This is a genomic window from Parabacteroides sp. KHUB-03, from assembly GCF_056640975.1.
In genome coordinates, this window is sequence record NZ_CM153257.1 from 485,955 (window position 1) to 510,000 (window position 24,046).

Genomic DNA, 24,046 nt, shown 5'->3' on the forward strand with positions numbered 1-24,046 from the left:
ATGAAAAATAAAATAAAAAATATATTTACCATAGGTTTGTTTGCCTGCTTGTTGTCTGGCTGTACAGATTCATTTGTGGAATTAAATAAAAACCCGTTGGCATCTTCATCACTTAATCCTGAATTGGTATTTCCTTTTGTTACATGGAAAGTTACGAATATAGCTTGGGATAATTATCAGTTGGGCGATCAATTAGGGGTTGCTTTATATGCTCAATACATTGCAAATACATCAACGGGTTATAGTGTGGACCGTTATGTGTATGAAGACGCTTACCCTACAGGAGGTTTGTGGGGGCCTCACTATACGGGAGTTATGAAAAATATAAAAATGGTAGGTAGCCAGATAACCGAAAACCCGCATTCAGTCCAGACTTATCAACTAATGCGTATCATATTGGCTTATTCTTCGGCTAAGATGACTGATATATACGGAGACATGCCCTATTCGGAAGCTGGAATAAATATCGAACAACCAAAGTATGATAGTCAAAAGGATATTTATAATGATGTTTTTAAAGAACTGCGTGAAGCTGTTGAAGTTTTGCAAAGCGGATTGAAAGGCCAGAATGCATTAGGCAATTCCGACTTTATTTATAATGGAGATGTCTCTAAATGGATAAAGTTTGCCAATTCAATTCGTCTCCGGTGTGCGATACGTCTTTCTTTTATAGATCCTGAAAAAGCACGCCAGGAAGGTGAGGCGGCTTTGGCTGCCGGAGTTATGTCTTCAATAGATGATGGTGCAACCTGTATGACAAATAAAGATGATTGGAATAGCTTGGGGTATCCGTTAATTACGATCAGTCATTGGGGTGAGTTTAGGGTGAGTGCTACATTGGTCGATATTCTGGAAAATACGGGGACGGTGGTTGATCCCCGTGAAACACTTTATATAGGAAAAACGAAATTGTTTGTAACAGAAGGAAAAGGAGCCGCTTACAAAGGCGTTCCAAACGGATTGCCGGCAGATCAGTTGGCTATGCCTGGCTACACATTGGATGAAAATTCGAATGTACATGGAATGATGTTTTTCCCTAACTGGAATACAGCAGGAGTAGATCCTACAAGTGTCTGGATTACCAAACGCTATCCGGTAATGCGCTATTCGGAAGTCTGTTTCTTGAAAGCTGAAGCTGCTCTTCGCGGGTGGAATGGAGCCGGAAATGCCAAAGATAATTATGAAGAAGGTATCCGGACTTCTTTCGCAGAATCAAGAGATGGTATAGATACCAAGCTTTTGGATCTGACAAAAGATGAGACGTATATAACGACGGGAAACGTAGCCTGGGATGTTTCCGGTGATTTTGAGTCGAACCTGAAAAAGATTATAACTCAAAAATGGCTAGCGCTATATCCGGTTGGTGCCGAAGCTTGGGCTGAGTTTCGCCGGACAGGGTACCCTGATTTGAAACCGATTGTCAGATGTGATGATTCGAATATCAAACCCGGAGAATTTATTAAAAAAATATATTACCCCGATGAAGAACGGCGTATTAATAAGGCTCATGCTACCGATAAAAACCTGAATAACGGCAAAGGTGACGGAGGCCATGTTCGTGTTTGGTGGGATACAGGTAGATGTAAATAAAGTAGTACGTTAAATACAATCTGATATAATATGAAAAATTTGATTCCTGTCTTAGCAACATGTATGTGTATGATGAGTGCTTGTTTGCCTTCGGGTAAGAAAGAAACAATGAAAGTACCAGTTAATAATGCGTTGACTCAAGACGTTTTTGTCCCAGAAGACCATGGATATAAGTTAGTTTGGGAAGACAACTTTGATGGAACAGAATTGGATACGACCAAATGGAAATGTCGTCAAACCGGTCCTCGGCGTATTGGATATAACGATCCGTCTATGGTAAAGGTAGAGAACGGTAATCTATTACTTATGTACGACATTAAGAAAGATAGCGTTCTGGCGAGTATGGTTGGAACAGGTGAAACTTATATGACGACTTATGGTTATTTTGAATGTCGTGCCAAACTACAAAAAGGTGATGGACCTTGGGCTGCCTTTTGGTTCCAGTCTCCACAGATATCAAATGGAGAAGATCCGGGTAAGTTTGGTACCGAAATAGATATTTTCGAGTACTTCAAAGGGTTAGGTGCTGATACGTTGACACATTGCTTGCATTGGGCTTATGGACCTAATCAGAAATCGAGTGGTCAGATGACCAGTTACCTGGAAGGACTTTCCGAAGGGTTCCACACGTTTGCTTTGGAATGGACGGATCAGAAATATTCGTTTTTTATAGATGGATTGAAATATCATGAGCAGACTGTCGGTATTTCTAATATTGACGAATATATGATTCTGAGTATGGAGATTCCTGCAACTTTGGAAGGTATAAAGAATGCTTGTGCTCCTGATACGTTTATAGTAGACTATGTAAAGGTTTATAAGAGGTAAGATTGTATGAGGTGCAAATATTTGCCTGGGTTATTTTTACTTTGTGTACTTTGGGCTGGGAATTTATTTTCCCAGCCTTTGGTAAAAGGCTATAAACAAACGGATATTTCGGATATGGTCTTGATTTATCAGGGAGGGGCACATCGTATGGATTGGACAGCCGATCAATTTTTGCCTTATGTTGTCCACCAGAATGCGGATGGCAATAAAAACTGGTTATTCGATGGCTTTTTATTTCTTGAATTTAAGGATGGTAAAGGCCGTTGTTATGCTTCCCGTTATGAGAAACTGCCGGCCCGGAAGCAAGAATGGATTTGGTTGATGGATCGTGTTTTTGAGAAAGGTAAATCGTTGTATGCATTGAACGAATGTATTCAATCGCAGATTGAAGAAATTGGAGCCCCTTCTTTTCGCCATAAAGTTGTAATAGGATTACCGGAACCAATTCCTGATCAGAAAGATTGGGGAACATTAGATGGACAGTCTTTGGATTTTTCGAATGATGCCGATAAATTAAAAGCTTGTCGATGGTATATTGACGAATTGACCAAACGTTTTAAAGAAGCAGGATTTGCTAATTTGGATTTGGCTGGTTTCTATTGGGTATCGGAAGATATAGTTACAAGCAAAGCACTTACTGTTCCTATCGGAGATTATATACGTTCTAAAGATTTCTTGTTTTACTGGATTCCATATTGGAATGCGATGGGATATAGCGATTGGAAAGAATTAGGATTTGATGTGGCTTATGCACAACCGAACCATTTCTTTGAAGCCTCTATACCGGATCAACGGATTGACGAAACTTGCCGTTTGGCACGTACTCATAATCTGGGACTTGAAGTAGAGTTTGATGAACGTGTATTTGCTGGTCAGAAAGATTCCTTTTATGATCGTCTGGTTGCTTATTTGGATCGTTTTGAGAAAAATGGGGTTTATGACGATGCCGCTATTGCTTATTATGAAGGAGGAGGGGCCATATTGGGTTTTTCAAAATCCTCAAATCTCAAAGATAGGGCATTAATAGACAGGTTGGCTTCTTTAGTTTGTAAAAGAAGGCAAATCCATGAGGCTTCAGATCTTATTGTCGGTTTGGATGATTCGATATGGAAAGTAACACAACAAACACCTTATATTGTTAGTACGAAAGGTTTGCTTGAAAAACAATATGGTTATATAGAGTTAAAAGCGAAGTTGCTTTCCGATAATCCCGATGTAAAAGTATCGGTGCGCCTCAAACCTGTAAAAAGATTGTATGGCTCGGGGGCACAAAGTGGAGAGATAACCCTGTTGGAGTATGATGGTAAGTATCCGGATTGTATAAAAGGTGGAATTTTTTCCAAAGAATTAAATTGGGAGACGGGTAATAAGAAAGGAGCTACACTTCCTGTTTTTAATTTGTCGGGAGATTACCATTCTTTTATTTGTGAATGGACGGCCGGAAATATAAAGCTATATGTTAATGATGTTTTGTTTTTTTCTATGGATGACGACTTTAACGGAGATACAGAATATTGGCCGTTCAATCAGCCTTTTTATCTGGAAATAGAAATACATTCCCAAGTGAAAGAATCTGTTTTGAAACTTAATAAAGTGTCATTTGATTAGTTATGGTAAAAACGGAAGACAGGCAGGACTTGTCATAAATACATAAAGAGAAGAAGATAGTCTTTTAGTTTGATCCGGAGTATTTTTAAAGATTGTGAAATTCGATACTCCACCGTTTTTATTGAAACGCCGAGAGTCTTTGCGACCTCGGCGTTTGTTTTTTCACCGAAACGACTTAACGTAAATGTCTCGCGATAACCTTCGGGTAGTTCATTAATTGCATTTTGGATGTTTTGGCTCAGTTCGTTTATGAAGTAATAATCCGGATTTTCAAATTGGTCTTTTAGTTTTTCGTAGAGTATGGAATGTATTCTTTCATGATAGATTTGTTTTTTTATAGCATTCAGACAACGATGTTTGGCGGAAGTAAACAAGTAGGATTTTAATGAATTTTCGATGACGAGTTTTTCTTTTGTTTCCCAAATAAATAACATAAGGTCTTGAATTAGTTCTTCTGAGTCTTCATCAGGGATGTACTGTGAAGCAAATTCACATAAAGGTGAGTAGTACTTCACAAACAACTGTTTGAAAGCATCTTTATTTCCTATCCTCATTAATTCAAATAATGATGCGTCTTCCATACGTATTAGATATACTTTTCCCAGTAAGGCAAAGGTAATTTTTTAATTGTAAAAACAAATGAAACTACATAAAATCAAAAGGAAAAGAAAAAATATTGCCATATGTCTGAAAAAAGTTTCATACTCGTTTAGGGTATGATATGGAAAGTATTGTCTTATTAATAGAAGGCGGTTATATGGAAGAGAAAATTAAATATGATGAGTTAACGGAACCGGGCGGCGTAATTTTATTAAAATACGTCCGTGGGGAAGCTTCGGCAGAAGAGCGGAGACTGGTTGAAGACTGGTTGAAAGAGAATAATGAACATGAAAAAGAACTTCTCCAGATCGCTCGTATTTATTTTGCGCAGCGAACACAGAAGCGTTTGGCTGATCGTGATCCGTTAAAAGCATTTAATCAGATTCAGAGTAAATTGAAGAAACGTTCTTTCAATTTATATTTTCGCCGTATTGTTGCGGTTGCCGCTTGTTTTATTGGGGCATTTTTATTGTCTGTAACTTTAGTTGATATGAAGAACTTTAAAGCGTTACGTTTGATAAAGCCTCAGTCAGTTACGGTTCAAGCCAATGCCGGTATGCGTACAAATCTGGAATTGCCGGACGGTACGGTCGTGTGTTTAAATTCAGGTAGTTCGATTACTTATCCTTTGCCTTATGATAAGGATCAACGGAAAGTATCATTAGTAGGCGAAGCTTATTTTAAAGTAACGCATAATCCTGAATGTCCTTTTATCGTTGGCGTAATTGACGACAAAATGTCTGTAAAAGTATTAGGAACAGAATTTAATTTGCAGGCATATGCCGGAGAAAACAAGATATGTGCCACATTGGTAAACGGACGTATTGATCTTGAGATTAAAACAGCAAAAGGACAACTTAGCAGGGCACTTTTGCCTTCGGAGAGAGCCTCCTATGATTTATTATCTAATACTTTGAATGTAGAAACAGTAAATACTATGTATGATACAGGGTGGATGGAGGGAAAGTTAATGTTTAAGGACAGCCCTTTACCAGAAGTTCTAAAGAGATTGTCTTATTTCTATAATGTCGATTTTGAGGTTAAGGATGCGATTATTAAGAGCTATTGTTTTACTGGTACATTTGTCAACCGGCAATTATCTCAGATATTGGATTATTTGAAAATATCATCAAATATAGATTATAAGATAAATCATGTCTTGACGGATGACAGCGAGAAAATAACGAAAACCAAAGTTATCCTTTGGAATAAAAAATAATGATTGATGTCTAATAAAATCAGTTTGCCTATGGATAAAACCGAAAAGTAAAACCGACAGACTTACAGAATAAAAACATACGGAAACATGTTACCAGCATCTTCCCGTATGAAATATTCAATAGCAGGTCTTAAAACGAACTAAAGAAATAATTTTTTAATCTTAAATCACTACAAAAATATGACAAAGAATTGTTATATCCAACTTGGTGCACACTTTTATGGTAGATTCTGGTGGGTGCCTAAATTAACGAGAACCATGAAGTTAACCTGTTTATTACTGTGTATGTCTATCAGTATTGCATTCGCTTCTCATTCGTATGCACAAACTGCAACATTGTCAATCCGCATGACGGAAAAAACAGTGGCGGAAATTCTGGAAACGATAGAGAAACAAACCGACTTCCAGTTTTTCTACAATAGCAAGCTGATAAATGTAAACCGGAAAGTTTCTGTAAACGCACAGGATGCAGATGTTTTTGTTGTGCTGAATCAATTGTTCGAGGGCTCAGATGTTCACTATAAGGTGGTGGATAGGGATGTGATTCTGACAAAGATGAATGTTCCGGTTGATGAAAAGACAAGAATAACCGGACGTGTTTTGGATGAATATGGAGAACCGATAATTGGAGCGAATGTCCTTGTTAAGGGTACTTCCTTCGGCTGTATTTCAGATATAGAAGGAAAATTTGAATTTGAGACTCAGGATATTGGAAATGGGGTATTGCAGGTTTCATATATTGGATATATTACTCAGGATATACCATTGAAAGGGAAAACAAGCTTAATTGTAAAACTGGAGACGGATGTATTGAAGGTATCGGAAGTCGTTGTAGTAGGGTATGGGTCAGTAGAAAAAAAGGAATTGACTTCTGCGGTTACGTCTGTTTCCAGCAAAGACTTTTTACAAGGAGCGTTTACTAGTCCGTTGTCTATGATTGATGGAAAAGTTTCAGGTGTGAGTGTTTCAAATCCGGCAGCAGCAGATCCGAATGCATCTCCTAATATACAAATGCGTGGTGCCTCTTCTATTGATGCGGGAAATACGCCGTTGGTTATAGTTGATGGAATGCCGGGAGCTGATTTGAGAAACATTGCAAATCAGGATATAGAATCGATAACAATTTTAAAAGATGGTTCGGCGGCAGCTATTTATGGTTCTCGCGCTGCTAACGGGGTTATTTTGATTCAGACGAAAAAAGGTAAGGCAGGAAAAGTTTCTGTTACCTATGATGGCTATATGGATCATGACATGGTTGCTAATAAGCCGGAAGTCCTTTCTGCAGAGGAGTTTCTGGCACATAAAAGAGATATAGATTTTGGCAGTCATACAAATTGGTATGATCAGTTATTGAGGAAAAATAACATAGGCCAGAATCACTACGTTGCCATATCCGGTGGAGGAGAGAATCTAACATTCCGGGCTTCGGCTAATTACAAAACGAAGGAGGGGTTGGATATTGGTTCTTCCCGAAAAGAATATGGTGTCCGAATGGGGTTTTCTGCTAAAACGTTGAAAGGATTGTTGGAAGTGAGTGGAAATTTGTCTACACGCGTAATAAATGAAGAATATGTAGACTATAAAGTGTTTCAGCAAGCAGTTAAGCTGAACCCTACTCATCCGATGATGGATAAAGACGATCCTGATAAATATAGTATTTTGTACGGATTTGACACCTACAATCCTGTAGGAGATATAAAAGACCAGGAAAATGGCGGAGATAGGCAGTTCTCCCTTGCCGATTTTAAAATTAAGTTGAATATTTTGCCTAATCTGAATACCGAGGTTTCTTTGGCAAGACAAAGCCAAGAGTATTTGAGACGCCTGTACATCAATTCCAAGCATAAAGAATCTGTAGATAACATGCGTCAGGGGCGTGCTCGGTTGCAGAATGAAAACTGGACGGATTATACCTTTGAATGGATTGGTAATTATTTCACTTCAATAGATAAACATACCATTAAATTAATGGCAGGATATTCGTACCAAGAGTTTAATCATCGGATGTTTTTTGCAGAAAATGCGAACTTTCCCTCTGATGTGCTTTCTTACAATAATCTGCAAGCGGGGGATTGGAATATGGCCTCCGGACGTTTGGGTATGGAATCATTGAAAGAAAAAGAAAAGACAATCGGTTTTCCTGCCCGTTTAAATTATAACTATGATGATACGTATTATTTGACTGCTTCCGTCAGGTATGAAGGGAATAGCAAATTTGGCGCTAATCATAAATGGGGTTGGTTTCCTGCGGCCTCAGCTGCATGGCGTTTGTCTAATTTGCCTGTGATAAAGTCTGTTAAGAATATTGATGAATTAAAGCTTCGTTTCTCGTATGGAGCAACGGGACGTTCCGGCTTCCCGATGTATTCGGCACTGGCTCGTTATAAAGGGGGCGAAAGATGGCAGAATGATCTTGGACAGTGGATACAGACATGGGGACCGGCAAATAACCCCAATCCCGATTTGCACTGGGAAAAACAGATATCGTATAATTTAGGGCTCGATTTCGGATTCTTTCAGAATAAGCTATCCGGTAGTCTTGATGCTTATATACGGAAAGGGAAGGACGTTATTTCCAATTATGATGCTCCTCTTCCTCCTTTCATGTATGACCAGATATTTACAAACGTAGCCTCTACCAGTTCAAAAGGCATCGAACTAACGCTGAATTGGGATGCAGTCCGGACAAAGGATTTTTCTTATTCAACAAATGTTATAGTATCTTATACCAAGTCTAAATTGGATAAATTCTCAAATGGTACATATCAGAAGGGATATATGGACCGTTATTATTTGCCTGCTCCCGGACTTCCCGGATATGCACAGCGTTTGAAAGATGGAACGGAAGTTGGAACATTTTGGGGGTTAAAATATGCGGGAGTCGATGAGAGCGGTAATATGTTGGTGTGGAAGGATGCCAAAGAAGGAGGCGAGAAAATACTGGCTAATGGGGTTGCCAGTGATGCCGACAAAGGCAACATTGGGCATGGAGCTCCTCGGTATGCATTGACTTGGGGGAATACGTTGCGTTATAAAGGTTTCGATCTGACTTTGTATTTTCAGGGAAAGTTTGACTATCAGATATTGAATATGTATCAAATGTATTATGGTTTGATGGCGGAGCCGGGTATTAATTTGTTGAAAGATGCTTATGGGAAGAATGGACATATTACTTCGGGAAAGGTGATGTGTGATTACTTTCTGGAGAACGGAAATTATTTCAGACTTGATAATATTACTCTAGGGTGGACTCCGAGTTTAAAAACAGACTGGATTAGCAATTTGAGAATATACGGTACAATAAAGAATGCTTTTACGCTTACCGGATATTCCGTAATGGACCCTACGGCTGTTGATATAAATGGCTTGGAACCGGGTGTCAGCGGTCTTAATGTCTATCCGGTGGCTCGTTCTTTTACAATTGGGATCCAAATATCTTATTAACCTTAAATTATCTATTATTATGAAGCTGTTTAAATATATAATAAGTTTATGTATAGTTGGCTCCGTTTGGGTTTCGTGTACGAATCTGGATGAAGAGGTTTTCAGTCAGATTACGGCTACCAACTATTATCAAAATAGTGAGAATGTTTATGCTGCTCTGACAAGCAATTATACATGGGCTCATAAAACAGGATGGGAAGATGCCCGTTATTTTTTACAGGAGGTAACGGCCGATCAATTAATGATTCCCACCCGTGGAAAGCATGGATATAACGGTGGTGAATATGTTCGTTTACATGAGCATAAATGGACAGTGCAGGAAAATTTTGTTTATAATGCATGGGTTGGGCCTTATAAGGGAGTTACGTTGTGCAATAATGTGATTTCAGATTTTGAAAAATTAGATTTTTCTAGATTTAAATTAAATGAGAATGTAAAAAATCAGTATATTGCCGAAGTACGTGGACTTAGAGCTTGGTATTATATGTTTTTGATCGATTTTTTCAGATATGTGCCTATAGTTACCGGAGTAGATGAGATAAAAGGACAATCTTCTCCTCAGGAAGTTTTTGATTTTATCGAGTCAGAACTGTTAGCTGTTATTCCGGCGTTGCCGAAAAATATAACTTCTTCACGTCTCGACCAAGGAGGGGCTGCCTCTATATTGGTACGTTTGTATCTAAATGCTGAAAAATGGACGGGAAAGTCCCGTTATGATGATTGCGCGCGCGTTGCTCAGGAAATTATAGACGGTAAATACGGTAGTTATAGTATCGATCCGGATTATCGCGGTCCCTTCCGGGCTGGTATTAACGGATACAAGTCGCCGGAAAACATATTTGAGTTTGCCCATAAAAAAAATTATCTGGAAGCATCATGGATGTACAATATGTGGATGCATTATCAGGATCGTTATTCTTTGGATAATGACTGGCAAGGTTGGAATGGAGGAAATCTAGCTCCGTCAAGAGACTTGAGAGGCAATCTTTACCAAGACAAACTGGGGATGCCATTTGAGAAATTTCCGAATGAGGATATTCGGAAAAAACCGTTTAGAGTGACGAGTGTGGAAGGTGATTATGAAGGCTTTTTCCTTATGGGCACGCAATATAAGTTTGATTATGACAAAGGTTATGGCTATACCGATGAGATCATTACAGGTACAGAAGAATATAACGGAAAGCCTTTGGTTTATGTAGATCAGGTAGGCCGTTTTTCAGAGGGGGAAGCCGGACTAGCTAAAGGTTCCCATGTTATATATGGAGAGGAAAATACAGGGTATCGTTTAATTAAATTTCCTTGGCTTCCTCAATCCAAAGATTTATTTCAAATGAACTCTATTCCTGAAATACGATTGGCGGAAATTTATTATTCATTGGCTGAGTGTAAGTATCGGGCAAATGATAAATTGGGTGCGGCTCGTTTGTTGGATGCTGTGAGAAAGAGATATTTCTCGGCTGCAGATTGGCCTCGTTTTAGTTATGAACAGAACCTTGCAAAACTGACTGATGATGAGTTTGTAGATGAATTGGGGCGTGAATTTTTAGGCGAACGCCACCGTCGCATAGATTTGATAAGATGGAACCGTTTCAGTGAAGGAACTTGGTGGGACAAGAGCCCTGATGCATCAAATCAAGATGTTTTCCCTATACCCTACAGGGCACTCAATGCCAATCCATTGTTAGAGCAAACAACACCTGGTTTTTAATTGTTTAACTATATAAATTACCATTATGAACAAAACAAGTATCGGAAAGCTGTTAGCTTTATTTGTGTGTTGCCTTACTTTGGCAGCTTGTAGTACAAAGAATGACTTTAAACCGTTGTTTGCCGACGATTTGTCGAATGCAGATTATGACCAGGCCGTGTGGAGTATGCAGGATGGTATCTTGACTGCTAATGCCGATCAGGCTATTTGGACGAAAGACCAGTATGAAAATTTTGTATTGGAACTGGAGTTCAAAACAGACGTGAATACTAATAGCGGTGTTGTTATTTATTGTCCGGACAAAAAAGACTGGATTCCTACATCTATAGAAATCCAGATTGCCGACGATCATCATCCACAATGGAAAGAACTTGCGGAAAATCTGCGTTGTGGTGCTATCTTCGGACACAAAGGGGCAAATGAACAGCTGGTTGTTAAGGAGCCGGGTGACTGGAACCAGATGACTGTCACAGCCAAAGGTCAACAAATTGATGTGGAGCTAAACGGTAAAAAGATTGTTTCGGCAAATCTGGCCGATTGGACTTCCGGTACAAAAAATCCTGACGGAACAGATATTCCGGCCTGGTTGCCTAAACCATATTGCGAAATACAACCGAAAGGCTATATCGGTTTTCAAGGCAAGCATGGCGAATCCGGTATATGGTTCCGCAACATAAAGATTAAACAATTGTAAAAGAGCCGGTAGCCTGAAAAAAATCAGGCTGCCTTTAAACCTTTTGCCTCGTTTTCGGTCTATTGTTTCGAAGCGCTTCACAAACAAGTATTAATTAAACGAATTGGTATAGTTTTATGAAAAAGGTAATAGGTTTGTGTTTAGTTATTGTATTAAGTTCCGTTTCAGTATTTGCCCGCGATGGCAAAAGAATGGATAAAAGAAACGATGATTCATCCAAACGTTATGAAACGATGGTCGAATCATTGAAATTGGATGAAAAACAAGCTGCCGAGTTCCGTAAGATCAATCAGGAATTTGCTGATAAAATGAAGGTCGAGCGTGAAAAAGCAAAGGTTGTCCGTGATAAAAAACGTGCCGAAATGACGGCTATGCGTACAGAACGTGATGCTCAACTGAAAAAAGTTCTTACTGAAGAACAATACAAATTATATCAGGAAAAGATGGCAGCAAAGAAGATTCACCGCAAAGGAAACGGACGAAGATAATTATTTCACTTGAAAGGTGACGGTGGACAGTTGACGGTTGCATACGCAATATTTTTGACTGTCCATTGTTGTTTATCAGCTGTCAACTTTAATATTATATCATGATGAAAAAACTGCTGTTAAGCTTGCTGGTACTGCTGTTATGTGCATGCCATTCCGAAGAATCGTTTTTTAAGATGAGAGGTGTTGTTCTCTCCGTTCACGATCTGGAAACCGTAGATTGGCCCCGCTTGGCTGCCGATAACGGTATAAACACTATTGGTACACATGTTACTCCCAAGGAAGTAGAAGCTTTTATCAAATCTGAAAAAGGGCAGAAGTTCCTTGCCGATTGCAATAAATATGGCATTCAGGTCGAACATCAATTGCATGCTATCCACGAATTATTACCCAGGGAATTATTTTCAGAAGACTCTACCTTGTTCCGTATGGATGAAAACGGGAATCGCGTGGCCGACTTCAATTGTTGTGCCAGCTCTTCTAAAGCATTGGATATAATAGCTGAAAACGCAATTCATTATGCTAAACTACTTCCGTCTACTAATCATCGCTATTATTATTGGCTGGATGATGGTGCACCTCTTTGCTTTTGTCCGGAATGTGCTCATCTTTCCGGAAGCGAACAGGCTTTGATGATAGAAAACCGGATTATACAAGGACTTAAAACGATTGATCCCAAAGCACAGTTAGCCCATCTTGCTTACCATACTACTATGGAAGCTCCCAAGAAGGTAAAACCGGCCGATGGCATTTTCCTTGAGTTTGCACCTTTTTATCGTAGTTGGGAAAAACCTCTTTCCGACGAATCTGCTAGTGGAAGAGGTATGACACATGCCGAAAACATAAGGTTTTTGGAAGATAATTTAAAGGTATTTCCGGCCGAAACCGCAGTTGTACTTGAATACTGGCTGGATGTTTCCTTGTTTAGCGATTGGAAGAAACCGGCTGTTAAACTGCCTTGGCATCCTGACGTATTTATGTCTGATTTGGAAACGTATGCCGGATTCGGTATTAAAAACATTACTTCCTTTGCTGTTTATATGGACGACCGGTATTGGCAACAGTACCCTGACCAGACTTTCCTGAAAGATTATGGTGAAGGAATGAAGCGTTTACAGTAAAACCGGGCAGTGAAAAGCTAATAGTTCAGCCATTGTTTGAAAGAAGATAGCTTTTCTTCATTGATTGTTATCTTTTCTTTGAAAGCCGGTCTTACAATCACAATAATCTTCCCGTTGAAGTAAGGTTCGGCATGATCTACTGCATCTATGCAAAGAATAATCTGTCGGTTGGCCCGGAAGAATCGTTCCGGGTCCAGTTGCTCCATAAGTTTGTTTAATGAGAAGTCTATCGCATGTTCCTGCCCTTTTTTTGTTACGGCAAAGACTACTTTATTCTCCGAATAAAAATAAGCAATACCGGATAATAGTTGCTGAAACCGGAAATAAGGTGTATGAAGCCGGATGGGAAAGGGGCGAGGGGGGATAGAAAGTTGGTATATAAAAAATCCCCCCACAATCTGTAAAAGACTGTAGGGGGATCTCTTTCTATCTGAAAATATCTCTTTTTGCTTTGTCTGAGATAAAATTATAGAGTTGTTAATTTCAGGTTACGCCAGCGAACTTTAATTCCGCCGCCATCATGAATCTGCAATGCGATACGTCCTTGTCCGGCACCGATCTTTTCGTCGTTGATGTTTACCATTTCTTCACCGTTTAACCAAGTCTGTACATTGTCGCCATTTACTTTGATGCGTAGGGTGTTCCAGTCGCCTTCTTTCAGTATGTTTTCTTTTTCATCCGGAATCTGGATCAACCAGCCGCGGCCGTATGATTCATAAATACCGCCTGTGTCATGCCCTTTAGGAGCTACTTCAACTTGCCAGCCGTTTACTTTTGCTCCATCTTCAACGAAAGAACGGATAAACACGCCTGAGTTGCCATCGGCTTCCTGTTTGAATTCAACAGTCAGATCGTAATTGTCATAATAATCGCGTGTAGCCAGATAACCATATTTTTTGTCTGGACCACTTTCGCAAACCAGTAAACCATTATTGTCTACATACCATTTTTCCGTTCCATAGGCTTCCCATCCGGTCAGGTCTTTACCATTGAACAATACAACTTCTTGTCCGGTTTTACGTGGAAGTTCTTTAATTTTAATATTACGGAATGAAGCAGGATAACCATGGTCTTGCAGACATAATACACCTTTCTTTGCTAATCCGTATTCAGTAGCCTTAGCCCATTTGCCGCTGTTCTTTTTTGCATGCCAGTCATCTGTCCAGGCTTCAAATTCCAGAATTTTTTCTCCGTTCAGCCAATGTTCTACATGGCCGTTGTCGAATACGATCTTGGAGTTGTTCCATTCGCCTTGCGGGTTTACTTTCATTTTGGCTTTATCGGGCAGATGCATTGCATAGTCTACGCCTAACTTTTGCCATTCTTCCAGTGGCTCCGGGAAGTTCGGTTCGTCTATCAACTGATATTCCGGGCCGGTTACGTAAGGAACAGAATACTGTGGACGTTCAACCACATGATACAACATGCCGCTGTTTCCACCTTTGGAAAGTTTCCAGTCCCAAGACAATTCAAAGTTCTCATACTCTTTGTCTGTAACGATGTAACCGCTAGCATCGCTACCGTCTCCTTTAGCTTGAATACATCCGTCTACAACATGCCATGGCTGTGTAAGCGTAGTACCGTTGTAATCTTTCCAGCCATTCAATGTTTTACCGTCAAACAACAATTGCCAGCCTTCGGCAACTTCTTCGGGAGAAAGCGTGTTTTGCTCTTTTTCGGCACAAGAAGAGAACAAGGCTAATGAAACTGCACAAGAAGCTAATAGACTGGTGGCAGTCATTTTACTCATAATAAATTCCATTTTTTAGAAGTTAGATTAATATTAGATTTAAATACTTTTCAGCCACAAATATATAGATAAAAACCGAAAGTCAATACAAGAATGTAACAGGATAGATGTTAATAGGATGAAATATGTCAAAATACACTTCTTAGGGAACCTGTTTGAGAGAACGGAATTAGTCATCCCGATCATTTTTGCAAATCATCCCGATGATTTATAAAAATGATCGGGATGAAATATTTTTCTTTGAGTGGTTGTTATTTTGAAACTTAATAATTGGAGAATATAATATTTAGTTTTGTGCCAATCTGTAATCGTTGGGTGCTATTCCTGCTATCATCATGCTCTTTAATAGGTTATTATTTGGTGCGGAACGCAAAATAATGTATATTTATAGCCTAATATGATGTAAATGGATATATGTTGTAACAACGGAACAAGAAATGAAAGCATGAGCGATGCCCCGAACAGGGCTTCGGGAAGCGGAAAGATATCTTTTCCTGCTATTTTAATGCCTGAAAATTTGGAAGTTTCGAAAATTCGTGTAAACACACACACACACACACACACACACACACACACACACACACACACACACACACACACACACACACATATATATATATATATACATACATACAATTCTAATTCGCGTGTAATTAAGCAAAAACTTCTTAATTACCAATACTTTCGCAATTCGGCTTATGGCTGTTTTGCGTCTTTTTTTATTGCTCCATTTCTCCTTTTCTCCCGATTCTTTATCCGGCAATTCTCGCTACCCGCGCAATACGGGAGGGTAGTGGATTGTCTGTCTGTCCATGAAATAAAAATAAGAAACCAGATGATACGAACTTTACTTGCCTTTCCGGGCCGCTGCCACCACGCGGTTGCGTGCCTTGCGCTGATCTTTTTATTATCGCCAGCCGCATTAAAAGCACAGAACGGGAATATCGTTCCTGGCACGACTGAACGCGATTCAGTGATGATGCGCACGACGTTTTATTTTTCGCTCGGCAACGGCGAATGGATTGAGCGGAGCGATTACCCGAAATCGGGGTGGTTGGTTCGCTGGGCCGGGGCGAACCCTGATGCACGGATCGTCATCCGGGGCTGGGCGGATGCGAGCGGACGGGCGGTGCTCAACGATACGCTCTCGCTACGCCGTGCACGCACCGTGCGCAACTACCTTGTACGGAAGGGTATCGCCGCCGAACGGATCGCCTACGCGGGTGCGGGCGTGGATACCGGAGCGGAAAGCCCAGAGAAAGCACGCCGTGCCGATGTGCAGGGCATTGTCAGGCTTGCCCTTGCGGATGCACTGGAAGTACGAGCGGAAATCGAAAAGGTTGAGCCGCCTGTTCCGGCGAAAGAAATAACGGTGGCAGAACAGCCGGAACAAGTCGTAAAGATAACGCCGGAAACCGTATCTTCTTCTCCCCGCTACGTGGCCGTCAAGACCAATCTTGCGGCATGGGCAGGCACGATTATGAACGTGGCGGCAGACGTGCAGGTGAGCGAACATCTCTCCGTCGAACTTCCGATACTGTGGTGTCCGTGGCACATCGGCAGCAAACACGCCATCAAGACCTTTACCATCCAGCCCGAAGCCCGTTACTGGCTCTCGAAGCCGGGTGCGGGGCATTTCTTCGGTGTACACGCACACGTGGGCTGGTTCAACGTGAAGTGGAATCGCGACCGCTATCAGGACACCTCCCGTCCGCTCTTGGGCGCAGGTATCAGTTACGGTTATCTGCTGCCCTTTAATGAGCATTGGGCGGGTGAGTTTACGCTCGGCGCAGGCTATGCCAACATGCGCTACGACACCTTTTACAATATGGATAACGGCGCACGCATCGACACCCGGACGAAGAACTATTGGGGCATCACCCGTGTGGGGCTTTCCGTGGTCTATCGCTTTAACCTTAAAAAGTAACGGCTTATGAAACAGAAATACACGATAGGATTTATCGCCCTTGTGCTGACAATCTTCCTTGCCGGTTGTGTACACGATTACCCGTCCATGACGGAAGACGGCGAAGAAGGCATCGACCCCACACTGGTCGAAGTCAATACCGAAGTGACGCTCGATCTGGAACTTGTTCCGCTGGAAATCATCACGCAGAAAAATGCCCGCAGCGGAACAACGAAAGCCGACGACGGCTACCGCCGCCGTTTCATCATCGAGGCGTGGCGGGAGGGCAAGCCCACAGCCCGGCAGGTAACCGTCGTGGACGACGACGGAAAGGACGGCGACGGGAAAATCTCGCTCCCCATCCATCTGAAACTGCATGCGCTGGACTATACCCTCGCCGTATGGACGGACTATGTAAAGGCAGGCACGGACACCGACCTCTATTACGATACGGACAACTTGCAGCAGGTAGCCTGCACCGATCCCTATACGGGTAGCACCGACTATCGGGACTGCCTTTATGGAACCGCCGCCCTCGACCTGCGGCAATACCGAGACGAATGGAATGCAAAAGTGCAGATAAAAGTGGACATGGTGCGCCCGCTGGCGAAGTATGAGATTATAGCTACCGACGTGAAGGATTTCCTCCGCAAGACAAAGAAGCAACGTGCCGACGATGAAACATTTACGATTACGTTCTCCTACGGCTTCTACCTCCCCACGGTGTTCAACGTCCTCGCGGGCAAGCCTGCGGATTCGCGGACGGGAATAGCCTATACCACCCCGCTCGCCGTCCCCACAGACGGACAGGAGGAATGCTCCATCGGAACGGACTTCGTGTTTGTGAACGGCACGGAATCGTTCGTCAGCCTCTCGATGGAAATACGCGACAGCGGCGGCAACGTCATCAGCCGCACCACCGGGCTGGAAGTGCCCTACCGACGGGGACACCTCACCACCGTGCGTGCCCGTTTCCTCACCAGCGAGATGCAGGGAGGCGTGGACATAGACCCCGATTTTGACGGAGATATAGACATAGACCTCGACGGTCTGCTACATTGATAAAAAGAGTGAATTACCAATAAATTAAAAATCAAAATTATCAAGCACATGAAAAAGTACCATCTTTACCTCTGGATTATCGCCCTCGTGGGGCTGATAACCTCGTGCAGCCAGGACGAAACCGATGCGCTGCAAACCGCTACCGAGAGCAACCGCGTGACCCTCACCGCCTCGCTGCCCGAAGATTTCGCGCAAATCGGGACACGGGCATTGCCCACGGCTCCCTCCGACTACAAACTTCGCTGCATCCTCGAAGTATGGACGCAAGACCAAACGAGTCCGGTCTTGAAATACCGGGAAGAAAAAGTAGGACTGACCGGCGACAACGTAGTATTCGATTTCAAGATAGATGAAGGCAAATACGACTGCCTTTTCTGGGCGGACTTTATTGCAACGGACTCAAAAGGTATTTCTGCCACAATCGGAGGCCTAAGCTGCACGCATTACGACGACAAGTTTTATGCCACTAATGACGTCACCAACGGTCTGAAAGCCATCTCGATTATTGAAAACGTGTACGCCTTTAACACCGATGCCCGTGACGCTTTCTGCGGTCTCTATGCATTAGAGAAGGGGGCTACTGCCGTGACAAATCCGACTATCCCTGCACTGACCCGCCCGTTTGCCAAACTGACGATAAAAGAAAAGAATGCTACAAACTACGGCTATTGCAGCGGGCTGCAAGCCCGGTACACTGTACCTAAAAACTTTAATGTATTAAGCGGAATAGCAAGCGGCACAGTTACGGTGACCTGCAACAGCAAATCAGCCGAATCGCAGACCCTCTTCTCCGACTATATCTTTACCGAAGCCTCTTCCACTTTAGGCAGTATTGATTTGACCTTTACAGGGACTGAGGGCAAAGATTTGCAGTCGGTCACCATCCCTGCCGGAATCCCCCTCAAGCGCAACTACAAGACCAACGCTACCGGAAGCCTGATTTCGGAAAAGCCGGTATCCATCAAAGACGTGAAACTGACTGTGGACATCAACAGCGACTGGACAACATCGGATGTGGAGTACAATACCGACGTCGCCCCTGCCAGAAATATCCTCGACCCTGCAAAGACTGAGGGAAGTGGCGACGATGCCACCCAATATTCCTATACTATCACCACCCCTGCACAACTGGCGGCGTTGTCCACGCTTGCGAACGCCAATGCGGTGATAACGGGCAGCACCGAAGCCATGTATCGTAATGCCAACTACGTGCTCGACGCCGACATCGACCTCAAAAACGAACCGTGGACGCCGATAAATAATTTTGTTGGAACTTTTGACGGACAAGGCAATACCATCAGCAATATGAAGGTTTCAATCACATCCCAAACCACTTCCGATATTTTTGGTGGATTGTTCGGAATTTTGTTCGGAACGGTCAGCAACCTTATCGTGGAGGGAGAGGTCACCGTAAATGGCGGAGGTGATTGTTATGCCGGAGGTATATGCGGTCGGCAGGCTTCTAAAACCATTAAATTCTGCCGCTTCAACGGTACCGTTTCCTCCACCACCACGGGCAGCGAATCGAGGAACTATGCCGGAGGAATTACAGGAGGTTATAGCGGTGTCCCAGCTATCACCGGCTGCATTGCCAATGCAAAGGTAACGATTAGCGGCGGAAAAGCAGAAAGTTCCGGAGCAGGCGGTCTGGCAGGCAATATAAATGGCAAAAACTGTTCCTATTCGGCGTGGAACAACGACTCCAGCGAAGGGATTTCCGATATGATAGGCAAGAACAACAACAGCGACGGAGCCGTCGGCACGGGCAACAACAACTTCACCGACATCAGCACACTGAACAGCCAGCTTAACGGCATCAACAACGGCGTGTCCGAAAGCACTTATAAGTGGCAAACAGGCGATAGCGGCACTGCTTACCCGAAGCTCGTTCCGCGCACGCCTGTCATCAACTGACCTGTGGCAAACAGCTATTCGGACAGCCATGCGTCAATGTCCGGGTGCTGCCGAGCAATGCAATAAATCTTTATTTATCTGTTTCCGGTAAGTTGATATAATGTAAAAAAGCGACAATATAAGTTGGGGTGAATAGTCCTTTTTTGAGTGCGAATGTTTTTTTATTTGTGATATTCAGTTTGTTACAGCTTTTTTTAAGCCATGTTGAGGATTTTTTCCTGTTTTACATTTGCATCGTGTTCAATGGTGAGCACATAACAAATTAAATTTATAAATTATGTCACAAGGATTTAAGTTGGTACAGCGTTCATGTAAACCTGGCGAAAAGGATGCAGCTAAGAAGTATTATGCAGTAGCAAAGAGTAATGGAACGTCTGGTTTGAAACATTTATGTAAATTGATTGCTGCCCGTAGCACAGTTTCAAGTGCGGATGTCAAAGCGGTTCTGGATAACCTTAATTTTGTAATGGATATGGAATTGCAGGAAGGTCGTATTGTTCAGTTGGGTGAATTTGGAAATTTCCGTTTGTCTGTTAGTAGTGATGGGGTAGACGAAGAGAAGGATTTTAACAACAGTCTGCTTCGTAGAGCGAAAATCGTTTTTACACCGGGGAAAGAACTTCGTGAAACAAAGATGACCACCGAGTTTACAAGGGTAATCCCGGAAGTGGTGGAAAAGGAATGTGATCGTCCTCATACTGTATAATGTCAAGATTGACATTTCAATTGGTAATGGCCTTGCTGCTTTGTGTGGCAGGCCTTACTCTTTTATTTATGGGATTTTGGGTGCCTCCTTCGGGTGAAATACATGGAAGCATATTAGTTGCCTTTGGAGAAATCAGCACATTTGCCGGTGCATTGGTCGGCGTAGATTATTCATATAAATTAAAAAACAAGTAAGATGAATGCAGAAAAAATTATGGATATATTATCGGTAGTCAGTCGTTGTATTGGGATTGTTAAGAGAATGATCGGTAAGATAACCGGAAAAAATAAACCTCAGAATATGCCTTCTAAAGAACTCGATGAATAATCTCGTACCTTATATATAAATGAATCTCCCGGCATAGTTATCCAATAAGATTGGTGTAATTTTTTTTTCAATATGTAACTTGCGGATGTTATGCAAATTAGGTTGTGTGTTTTGTTTTGTTTAAAAAAATAGTTGAGATAAAGTTTGGAATATATGTTTAAGAGCATTACTTTTGCATCCGCATTCGAGAGAGAATGATTGGTGAATAGATATTGAACAATATTTTTATCAAAAAAGTTCCATAAACATTTGGAGCTAATAAATAAAAAGTTTTATCTTTGCATCCACGTTCGCTAAAAAGCGGGTGTATAACGAGTTCTTTGAAAGATTTACATACAACAAGTAGTACAAGTATTATACAGACATAGATGTTTGTTTTATAGAATAATAATACCGTCAATTACTTAATAGATTTAGAGATTCTGAGCAAAAGGTATAAGAAACAAATTAACAACGAAGAGTTTGATCCTGGCTCAGGATGAACGCTAGCGACAGGCTTAACACATGCAAGTCGAGGGGTAGCAGGGGATAGCAATATCCCGCTGACGACCGGCGCACGGGTGAGTAACGCGTATGCAACTTACCTATCAGAGAGGGATAACCCGGCGAAAGTCGGACTAATACCACATGAAACAGGGATCCCGCATGGGAATATTTGTTAAAGATTTATTGCTGATAGATAGGCATGCGTTCCATTAGATAGTTGGTGGGGTAACGGCCCACCAAGTCTGCGATGGATAGGGGTTCTGAGAGGAAGGTCCCCCACATTGGTACTGAGACACGGACCAAACTCCTACGGGAGGCAGCAGTGAGGAATATTGGTCAATGGGCGAGAGCCTGAACCAGCCAAGTCGCGTGAAGGATGAAGGTTCTATGGATTGTAAACTTCTTTTAGAGGGGAATAAAGTGCGGGACGTGTCCTGTTTTGTATGTACCCTCTGAATAAGCATCGGCTAACTCCGTGCCAGCAGCCGCGGTAATACGGAGGATGCGAGCGTTATCCGGATTTATTGGGTTTAAAGGGTGCGTAGGTGGATGTTTAAGTCAGCGGTGAAAGTTTGTGGCTCAACCATAAAATTGCCGTTGAAACTGGATATCTTGAGTATGTTTGAGGTAGGCGGAATGCGTGGTGTAGCGGTGAAATGCATAGATATCACGCAGAACTCCGATTGCGAAGGCAGCTTACTAAACCAACACTGACACTGAAGCACGAAAGCGTGGGTATCAAACAGGATTAGATACCCTGGTAGTCCACGCAGTAAACGATGATTACTAGGAGTTTGCGATATATTGTAAGCTCTACAGCGAAAGCGTTAAGTAATCCACCTGGGGAGTACGCCGGCAACGGTGAAACTCAAAGGAATTGACGGGGGCCCGCACAAGCGGAGGAACATGTGGTTTAATTCGATGATACGCGAGGAACCTTACCCGGGTTTGAACGTAAGAAGACCGGAGTGGAAACACTCTTTCTAGCAATAGCTTTTTACGAGGTGCTGCATGGTTGTCGTCAGCTCGTGCCGTGAGGTGTCGGCTTAAGTGCCATAACGAGCGCAACCCTTATCACTAGTTACTAACAGGTCAAGCTGAGGACTCTAGTGAGACTGCCAGCGTAAGCTGTGAGGAAGGTGGGGATGACGTCAAATCAGCACGGCCCTTACATCCGGGGCGACACACGTGTTACAATGGCATGGACAAAGGGCAGCTACACAGCGATGTGATGCTAATCCCCAAACCATGTCTCAGTTCGGATCGGAGTCTGCAACTCGACTCCGTGAAGCTGGATTCGCTAGTAATCGCGCATCAGCCATGGCGCGGTGAATACGTTCCCGGGCCTTGTACACACCGCCCGTCAAGCCATGGGAGCCGGGGGTACCTGAAGTCCGTAACCGTTGAGGATCGGCCTAGGGTAAAACTGGTGACTGGGGCTAAGTCGTAACAAGGTAGCCGTACCGGAAGGTGCGGCTGGAACACCTCCTTTCTGGAGCAAAGGGTCTCAAAAATAGAGTAAAGGAATCGGTATAATATTCTTTACTTGTACTACGGTTGCTATGTATTAAGAAATATGATCTTACTCAAAAAAGGAGAAATTATGGATAAGATTCCATGTTTGTCCTTAGGTAGGGAAAGAGAGAAAAATGATGCTGAGAGTAATCGAGGCAAAGTTGACAGTCCTATAGCTCAGTTGGTTAGAGCGCTACACTGATAATGTAGAGGTCGGCAGTTCAACTCTGCCTGGGACTACAAGAAAATCTCAAGAAAAAAGGGGGGATTAGCTCAGCTGGCTAGAGCATCTGCCTTGCACGCAGAGGGTCAACGGTTCGAATCCGTTATTCTCCACCAGGATTGCTGGGACGTCAGTGACGTCAGGCAGTCATAAAGATCTTTGACATGATGGACAAAAGAATAAAGTAAAGTAGAGCAAAGCTGAAGATATATCAGCCCGACGCAGTACTATTCGTAGTACGGTGTCAAAGGTGAAAGAAAGTAAGCAAGGGCAGACGGTGGATGCCTAGGCTCTCGGAGGCGATGAAGGACGTGATAAGCTGCGATAAGCTTGGGGTAGGTGCAAATAACCATTGATCCCAAGATTTCCGAATGGGGCAACCCGTCAGGTTGAAGACCTGTCACCATGTAACCATGGAGCGAACGTGGGGAACTGAAACATCTAAGTACCCATAGGAGAAGAAAACAAAAGTGATTCCGCAAGTAGTGGCGAGCGAACGCGGAAGAGCCCAAACCAATGCTGTTTAGGCAGTATTGGGGTTGTAGGACCACGGCATAGCAAGAAGTTATCGAAATAGAACGTTTTGGAAAGAACGGCCATAGACGGTGAAAGCCCGGTATATGACTCTTTAATGAAGCTTAGTGGTATCCTGAGTAGCGCGGGGCACGAGAAATCCTGTGTGAACCAGCGGGGCCCATCCCGTAAGGCTAAATACTCCCGAGAGACCGATAGTGAACCAGTACCGTGAGGGAAAGGTGAAAAGAACCTCGAACAGAGGAGTGAAATAGTCCCTGAACCCGTCTGCCTACAAGCGGTCGGAGCATCGTAAGATGTGACGGCGTGCCTTTTGCATAATG

17 protein-coding genes, 2 tRNA genes, 2 rRNA genes and 1 pseudogene (1 of these 22 running past the window's edge) are annotated in these 24,046 nt (G+C 42.6%); 19 read left to right on the top strand and 3 right to left on the bottom strand.

Features of this window, described 5'->3' with window-relative positions:
* The 3 genes from ACYIB7_RS01915 to ACYIB7_RS01925 are packed head-to-tail and all read left to right on the top strand — an operon-like array spanning position 1 to position 4,026.
* Positions 1-1,590 carry a SusD/RagB family nutrient-binding outer membrane lipoprotein gene (locus ACYIB7_RS01915; RefSeq protein WP_480337949.1) on the top strand — a complete coding sequence of 530 codons (1,590 nt, stop codon included), beginning with the start codon at positions 1-3 and terminating at the stop codon, positions 1,588-1,590.
* A 30-nt stretch (positions 1,591-1,620) separates the two neighbouring features.
* Positions 1,621-2,418, top strand: a complete 798-nt coding sequence (locus tag ACYIB7_RS01920; protein ID WP_103983382.1) for a glycoside hydrolase family 16 protein — start codon at positions 1,621-1,623, stop codon at positions 2,416-2,418.
* Positions 2,419-2,424: 6 nt separating this feature from the next.
* Positions 2,425-4,026, top strand: coding sequence for a DUF4855 domain-containing protein (locus tag ACYIB7_RS01925; RefSeq protein WP_480337951.1), 1,602 nt, complete (start codon positions 2,425-2,427; stop codon positions 4,024-4,026).
* A gap of 32 nt (positions 4,027-4,058) precedes the next feature.
* Here the strand turns inward: ACYIB7_RS01925 and ACYIB7_RS01930 are convergent, their stop codons facing one another.
* Positions 4,059-4,607 carry an RNA polymerase sigma-70 factor gene (locus ACYIB7_RS01930; RefSeq protein ID WP_103983380.1) on the bottom strand — a complete coding sequence of 183 codons (549 nt, stop codon included), beginning with the start codon at positions 4,605-4,607 and terminating at the stop codon, positions 4,059-4,061.
* A gap of 140 nt (positions 4,608-4,747) precedes the next feature.
* Here ACYIB7_RS01930 and ACYIB7_RS01935 point away from each other — a divergent pair, with 140 nt between their 5' ends.
* The 6 genes from ACYIB7_RS01935 to ACYIB7_RS01960 all read left to right on the top strand — a co-directional run bounded on the left by ACYIB7_RS01935 (position 4,748) and on the right by ACYIB7_RS01960 (position 13,300).
* Complete coding sequence (locus ACYIB7_RS01935) at positions 4,748-5,845, top strand: FecR family protein (protein WP_480337953.1); 1,098 nt, start codon at positions 4,748-4,750, stop codon at positions 5,843-5,845.
* Between the two features lie 258 nt (positions 5,846-6,103).
* The gene (locus ACYIB7_RS01940) at positions 6,104-9,289 is read left to right on the top strand and encodes a SusC/RagA family TonB-linked outer membrane protein (protein ID WP_480337955.1); all 3,186 of its coding nucleotides are present in this window, start codon (positions 6,104-6,106) and stop codon (positions 9,287-9,289) included.
* Between the two features lie 19 nt (positions 9,290-9,308).
* Positions 9,309-10,997: a RagB/SusD family nutrient uptake outer membrane protein gene (locus ACYIB7_RS01945; RefSeq protein ID WP_103983378.1), complete on the top strand. Its 1,689-nt coding sequence runs from the start codon at positions 9,309-9,311 to the stop codon at positions 10,995-10,997.
* Between the two features lie 25 nt (positions 10,998-11,022).
* A complete protein-coding gene (locus ACYIB7_RS01950; RefSeq protein ID WP_103983377.1) occupies positions 11,023-11,691 on the top strand; it encodes a 3-keto-disaccharide hydrolase in 669 nt (222 codons plus the stop codon).
* A gap of 116 nt (positions 11,692-11,807) precedes the next feature.
* Positions 11,808-12,179: a hypothetical protein gene (locus ACYIB7_RS01955; protein WP_103983376.1), complete on the top strand. Its 372-nt coding sequence runs from the start codon at positions 11,808-11,810 to the stop codon at positions 12,177-12,179.
* A gap of 101 nt (positions 12,180-12,280) precedes the next feature.
* Complete coding sequence (locus tag ACYIB7_RS01960; RefSeq protein WP_480337956.1) at positions 12,281-13,300, top strand: DUF4838 domain-containing protein; 1,020 nt, start codon at positions 12,281-12,283, stop codon at positions 13,298-13,300.
* A 17-nt stretch (positions 13,301-13,317) separates the two neighbouring features.
* Here the strand turns inward: ACYIB7_RS01960 and ACYIB7_RS01965 are convergent.
* Both ACYIB7_RS01965 and ACYIB7_RS01970 read right to left on the bottom strand, forming a co-directional pair.
* A pseudogene (locus ACYIB7_RS01965) lies at positions 13,318-13,602 on the bottom strand (LytTR family DNA-binding domain-containing protein); the annotation flags it as partial.
* A gap of 164 nt (positions 13,603-13,766) precedes the next feature.
* A complete protein-coding gene (locus tag ACYIB7_RS01970) occupies positions 13,767-15,041 on the bottom strand; it encodes a 3-keto-disaccharide hydrolase (RefSeq protein ID WP_394340844.1) in 1,275 nt (424 codons plus the stop codon).
* A gap of 844 nt (positions 15,042-15,885) precedes the next feature.
* On the opposite strand from ACYIB7_RS01970, the gene ACYIB7_RS01975 reads away from it, so the two are divergent.
* From ACYIB7_RS01975 to ACYIB7_RS02020, 10 genes are all read left to right on the top strand, one after another.
* Positions 15,886-16,977, top strand: a complete 1,092-nt coding sequence (locus ACYIB7_RS01975) for a DUF3575 domain-containing protein (protein ID WP_480337958.1) — start codon at positions 15,886-15,888, stop codon at positions 16,975-16,977.
* Between the two features lie 6 nt (positions 16,978-16,983).
* A complete protein-coding gene (locus ACYIB7_RS01980) occupies positions 16,984-18,018 on the top strand; it encodes a DUF6562 domain-containing protein (RefSeq protein WP_480337959.1) in 1,035 nt (344 codons plus the stop codon).
* Positions 18,019-18,066: 48 nt separating this feature from the next.
* Complete coding sequence (locus ACYIB7_RS01985; protein WP_480337961.1) at positions 18,067-19,932, top strand: DUF6562 domain-containing protein; 1,866 nt, start codon at positions 18,067-18,069, stop codon at positions 19,930-19,932.
* A gap of 277 nt (positions 19,933-20,209) precedes the next feature.
* Positions 20,210-20,638 carry an HU family DNA-binding protein gene (locus ACYIB7_RS01990; protein ID WP_103983368.1) on the top strand — a complete coding sequence of 143 codons (429 nt, stop codon included), beginning with the start codon at positions 20,210-20,212 and terminating at the stop codon, positions 20,636-20,638.
* Complete coding sequence (locus ACYIB7_RS01995; RefSeq protein WP_103983367.1) at positions 20,638-20,832, top strand: hypothetical protein; 195 nt, start codon at positions 20,638-20,640, stop codon at positions 20,830-20,832. The genes ACYIB7_RS01990 and ACYIB7_RS01995 overlap by 1 nt, the downstream gene beginning before the upstream one ends.
* Position 20,833: 1 nt before the next feature.
* The gene (locus tag ACYIB7_RS02000; protein WP_262497702.1) at positions 20,834-20,965 is read left to right on the top strand and encodes a hypothetical protein; all 132 of its coding nucleotides are present in this window, start codon (positions 20,834-20,836) and stop codon (positions 20,963-20,965) included.
* 450 nt (positions 20,966-21,415) lie between these two features.
* A 16S ribosomal RNA gene (locus ACYIB7_RS02005) occupies positions 21,416-22,943 on the top strand.
* A 189-nt stretch (positions 22,944-23,132) separates the two neighbouring features.
* Positions 23,133-23,206 (top strand) — tRNA-Ile (locus ACYIB7_RS02010).
* Positions 23,207-23,228: 22 nt separating this feature from the next.
* Positions 23,229-23,305, top strand: a tRNA-Ala gene (locus ACYIB7_RS02015).
* A 138-nt stretch (positions 23,306-23,443) separates the two neighbouring features.
* Positions 23,444-24,046, top strand: a 23S ribosomal RNA gene (locus ACYIB7_RS02020) (it continues 2,276 nt past the right edge of the window).
* The 16S and 23S rRNA genes sit together here with 2 tRNA genes alongside, the layout of an rRNA operon.